General features: G+C 64.7%; 5 protein-coding genes and 1 pseudogene. All 6 read right to left on the bottom strand.

Annotated elements, in window-relative coordinates:
* Positions 1-197 (bottom strand): annotated as a pseudogene (locus JHD07_RS25075) (serine--tRNA ligase); the annotation flags it as partial.
* Positions 198-392: 195 nt separating this feature from the next.
* Entirely contained in the window at positions 393-1,205 is an 813-nt protein-coding gene (gene tatC / locus JHD07_RS25070; protein ID WP_291626909.1) for a twin-arginine translocase subunit TatC, read from the bottom strand.
* Positions 1,202-1,696, bottom strand: a complete 495-nt coding sequence (gene tatB / locus JHD07_RS25065) for a Sec-independent protein translocase protein TatB (protein WP_291626906.1) — start codon at positions 1,694-1,696, stop codon at positions 1,202-1,204. The genes tatC and tatB overlap by 4 nt, the downstream gene beginning before the upstream one ends.
* A 92-nt stretch (positions 1,697-1,788) precedes the next feature.
* Positions 1,789-2,022, bottom strand: coding sequence for a twin-arginine translocase TatA/TatE family subunit (locus JHD07_RS25060; protein ID WP_291626904.1), 234 nt, complete (start codon positions 2,020-2,022; stop codon positions 1,789-1,791).
* Between the two features lie 164 nt (positions 2,023-2,186).
* Positions 2,187-2,963 carry an SMC-Scp complex subunit ScpB gene (gene scpB / locus JHD07_RS25055; protein WP_291626902.1) on the bottom strand — a complete coding sequence of 259 codons (777 nt, stop codon included), beginning with the start codon at positions 2,961-2,963 and terminating at the stop codon, positions 2,187-2,189.
* A 21-nt stretch (positions 2,964-2,984) separates the two neighbouring features.
* A partial coding sequence (locus JHD07_RS25050) for a ScpA family protein (RefSeq protein WP_291626901.1) occupies positions 2,985-3,566 on the bottom strand: 582 nt, incomplete at its 5' end.

The raw sequence follows: 3,566 nt of genomic DNA, 5'->3' as shown, positions 1-3,566 counted from the left end.
TCCTTCGCCTTCTTGGCATCTCCGATTTCCTTCGACGCCGCATTGCGCCGTGCCTGCGCCTGCTCGGAGGCGAGAATCGCCGCACGACGCCTCTCGTCGATCGCCAGCAGCGAGCCCGACATCGGCTTCAAGCCACGCCGCGCGAGGCCGGCATCGAAGGCTTGCGGATTGTCGCGGATCGATTTGATGTCGTGCATGGCTGTGGTCCTGGGCTTGTTGCAAGTCTGCAAATTCTGATTTGCATTCATGCAAATGGCCGCTCCCCCTAGCACAGCTGTCATCATCCGCGAAGGCGGATGATCCAGTATTCCAGAGACGTCAGTGATCCCCCGTGAGGCCGGGGCGTACTGGATTCCCCGCCTTCGCGGGGAATGACAGTGGAGCTAGCCGCCCTACTCCGCCGGATTGGCGGGCGTCGACACGTCGGTGCCGGTCGCGGTCTGCGCGGCTGCCGCCTTCCTCTCCACCATCGCCACCGCGAGGATCGAACCCTCATAGAGTGCCATCAGCGGAAATGCGAGGGAGCACTGGCTGAGCACGTCGGGCGGCGTCAGCACGGCTGCAATCACGAAGGCCAGGACGATGAAGTAGCGGCGCTTCTCGCGCAGCATCTTCGAGCTGACGATGCCAATCCGCCCGAGCAGCGTCAGGATCACCGGTAGCTGGAAGGCGATGCCAAAAGCGAAGATCAGCGACATCATCAGCGACAGATATTCGCCGACCTTGGGCAGAAGCTGGATCTGCGCGGTCTCGTCGCCGCCGGCCTGCTGCATGCCGAGCGAGAAGCGCACCAGCATCGGCAGCACGACGAAATAAACCAGCGCGGCGCCCAGCACGAAGAAAAACGGGGTCGCGACCAGATACGGCAGGAAGGCCTGCTTCTCGTGCTTGTAGAGCCCGGGCGCCACGAATTTGTAGATCTGCGTCGCCACGATCGGGAACGAGATGAAGCCGGCCCCGAACAGCGCCAGCTTCAACTGGGTGATGAAATATTCCAGCAGCGCCGTGTAGATGAACTTGGAATTCTCGGGGCCGGCGATCCAGACGAACGGCCAGACCAGCACGTTGTAGATCTGCTTGGCGAAGAAGAAGCAGAAGATGAAGGCAATGCCGAAGCCGAGCAACGCCTTGATCAGCCGCGAACGCAGCTCGATCAAATGGTCCATCAGCGGGGCTTTGCTGGCTTCGATGTCGGCGTCGGTCATGACGCTTTGGCGTCCTTGATCGCCTCGGATGGCGCGGTGTCCTGCGCCACGGGTGCCTGCTCGACCTCACGGGTGATCGCGAGCGGCTCGTCGACGGCTGCATGCGCCTCGGCCTCGACGAAGGTTTCCGGTGTCGGCGTTTCCGGAGTCGTGGGTGTGGACGGCGGTTCGACGACGGTCGTCGCCGACGTCTCTGCGGGCTTGTCCAGCGCATCGACGCGGAGCGCGTCGCTGACATCCTTCTGGAGCGAGGTCAGTGGATTGAAGCCGGTCGCGGCTTCCTTGACCTCGTCGAAGCTCTTCTTGAGGTCGGCCATCTCGGCCTCGCGCATCGCTTCCTGGAATTGACCCTGGAATTCGGCGGCCATCTTGCGGGCCTTGCTCATCCATTGCCCGACCATGCGCAGCACGCCCGGCAGCTCTTTCGGGCCGATGGCGATCAGGGCGACGACCCCGACGAGGACCAGTTCACTCCACCCGATGTCGAACATAAAGTCTTCCGTTCACGCCAGCCGGAGCCGGCCCAATCCCTCGCGCGCAGGATCGGGGCCGCTCTACCCGCGTCTCGCGTGCTTCTTCCGGCTCAGACGGCCTTGCTGCCGACGTCGGACCGCGTCGCGGTCGGCGCGCCATTGTGTTCGATGGACTTCGCCGGCTCGGGCTTGTCAGCGGGCTTGTCCTCGTCCTGCATGCCCTTCTTGAACGCCTTGATGCCCTGCGCCACGTCGCCCATCAGATCCGAAATCTTGCCGCGGCCGAACAGCAGCAGGACCACTGCGATCACCAAGATCCAGTGCCAAATGCTGAGTGAACCCATCCTGCAACCCTCCAAACGCGCATGGCCGGGGACCCGGCCGATCTTCACCGAAACCTAGGCTTGGCGGGTGTCAAAAACAAGGACCAAGGCAGCGCCAATTCGCTGCTGGTGCTACGCAATCTTGCTAGTGTTAACCTGTCGCAGGGGCCCAGAGAGACGGTGCCTCAGTCCTCAGCGCCGCCATCGCTGCGACCCTCGCCGCCATTTTCGTGGCCGCCTTCCGGTGCCGCTTCCGCAGTCTCGGGTTCGACCGCAGGCGCGAGCGCAAGATCCAGCTCGTCGCCGGGTTCCAAGGGATCCTCATCCTCCCGCAGGGCCGGGTCATCGGACGGAGTCGGCACGCTGAAGCCGGTTGGCAGGCGCGAATCCAGCAGGCCCGTCCCTTTCAGTTCCTCCAGGCCGGGCAGATCGCCGAGCTGTTCCAGGGTGAACTGCGACAGGAACTCCTCGGTGGTGCCGAAGGTCAGGGGACGGCCGGGCGTCTTGCGCCGGCCACGCGGCTTGATCCAACCGGTCTCCAGCAGAACGTCGAGCGTGCCCTTTGAAGTGACGACGCCGCGGATCTCCTCGATCTCGGCCCGGGTCACCGGCTGGTGATAGGCGATGATCGCCAGCACCTCAATCGCGGCGCGCGACAGGCGGCGGGTCTCGGTGCTCTCGCGCGTCATCAGCCAGGCAAGATCGCCGGCGGTGCGGAACGTCCATTTGTTGGCGACGCGGACCAGGTTCACCCCGCGCAAGGCGTAGTCGGCCTGGAGCTGCTCGAGCGCGGCTTTGACGTCGACGCCCTCCGGCATGCGCTTGGCGAGCGTCGCGGTGTCCAGCGGCTCGCTCGACGCGAACAGCAGCGCTTCGAGCAGCCGCAATTCCTCGGGGCGAGCCTGGGTTTCGTTCTCCATCGGCTCGGCCTCTTCCACCCGCATTTCAGCCAGGCTTGCCATGGTAGATTCTCCTTCTTGCACTTAGGCGACCGGCGCATCAGGCGCAGGAGCTGCGTCCGGGACCGGCTTTGGGCGCCCCTTCCGGAAATAGATCGGCGCAAACGCCTCTTTCTGGTTCAGCTCGAGCTGACCTTCCCGCACCAGTTCGAGCGCGGCGGCAAAGCTCGAGGCGAACACCGTGGCGCGCTGCGTCGGATCGGCGACATGCCGGATGAGGAAATCGTCGAGCACGCCCCAGTCGTCCTGCTCGTTGAGGCTGCCGACCAGGCGCTCCAGCGTGGCGCGGGCCTCGGCGAGCGACCACACCGTACGCTTGGCCAAATGCACGCTCGCCAGCACGCGCGACTGGCGCTGGGCGGCATAGGCGGTGAGCAGGTCGTACAGCGTCGCGGTATATTTCGGATGCTTGATCTCGGCGATTTGCTCGGGCTCGCCGCGCGGGAAGATGTCGCGCTGCAATTGCGGCCTGTTCATCAGCCGGTTGGCGGCTTCGCGAATGGCTTCCAGCCGGCGCAGGCGGTTGGCGAGCGCGGTGGCCATCTGCTCGGCGCTCGGGCCTTCCGCACTCGGCGGCTCCGGCAAAAGCAGGCGCGACTTCAGGAA

Origin of the sequence: Bradyrhizobium sp. (genome assembly GCF_016462955.1) — a bacterium.
In the GTDB taxonomy this organism is placed as follows: Bacteria; Pseudomonadota; Alphaproteobacteria; order Rhizobiales; family Xanthobacteraceae; genus Bradyrhizobium.
The sequence above is the reverse complement of the archived record's forward strand: the minus strand, read 5'-3'. Positions and strand labels throughout refer to the sequence as shown.

Bases quoted from the DNA above. Each gene is read 5' to 3' on its own strand.
- tatC (WP_291626909.1), bottom strand. From the start codon at position 1,205: ATGACCGACGCCGACATCGAAGCCAGCAAAGCCCCGCTGATGGACCAT.
- tatB (WP_291626906.1), bottom strand. From the start codon at position 1,696: ATGTTCGACATCGGGTGGAGTGAACTGGTCCTCGTCGGGGTCGTCGCC.
- JHD07_RS25060 (WP_291626904.1), bottom strand. From the start codon at position 2,022: ATGGGTTCACTCAGCATTTGGCACTGGATCTTGGTGATCGCAGTGGTC.
- scpB (WP_291626902.1), bottom strand. From the start codon at position 2,963: ATGGCAAGCCTGGCTGAAATGCGGGTGGAAGAGGCCGAGCCGATGGAG.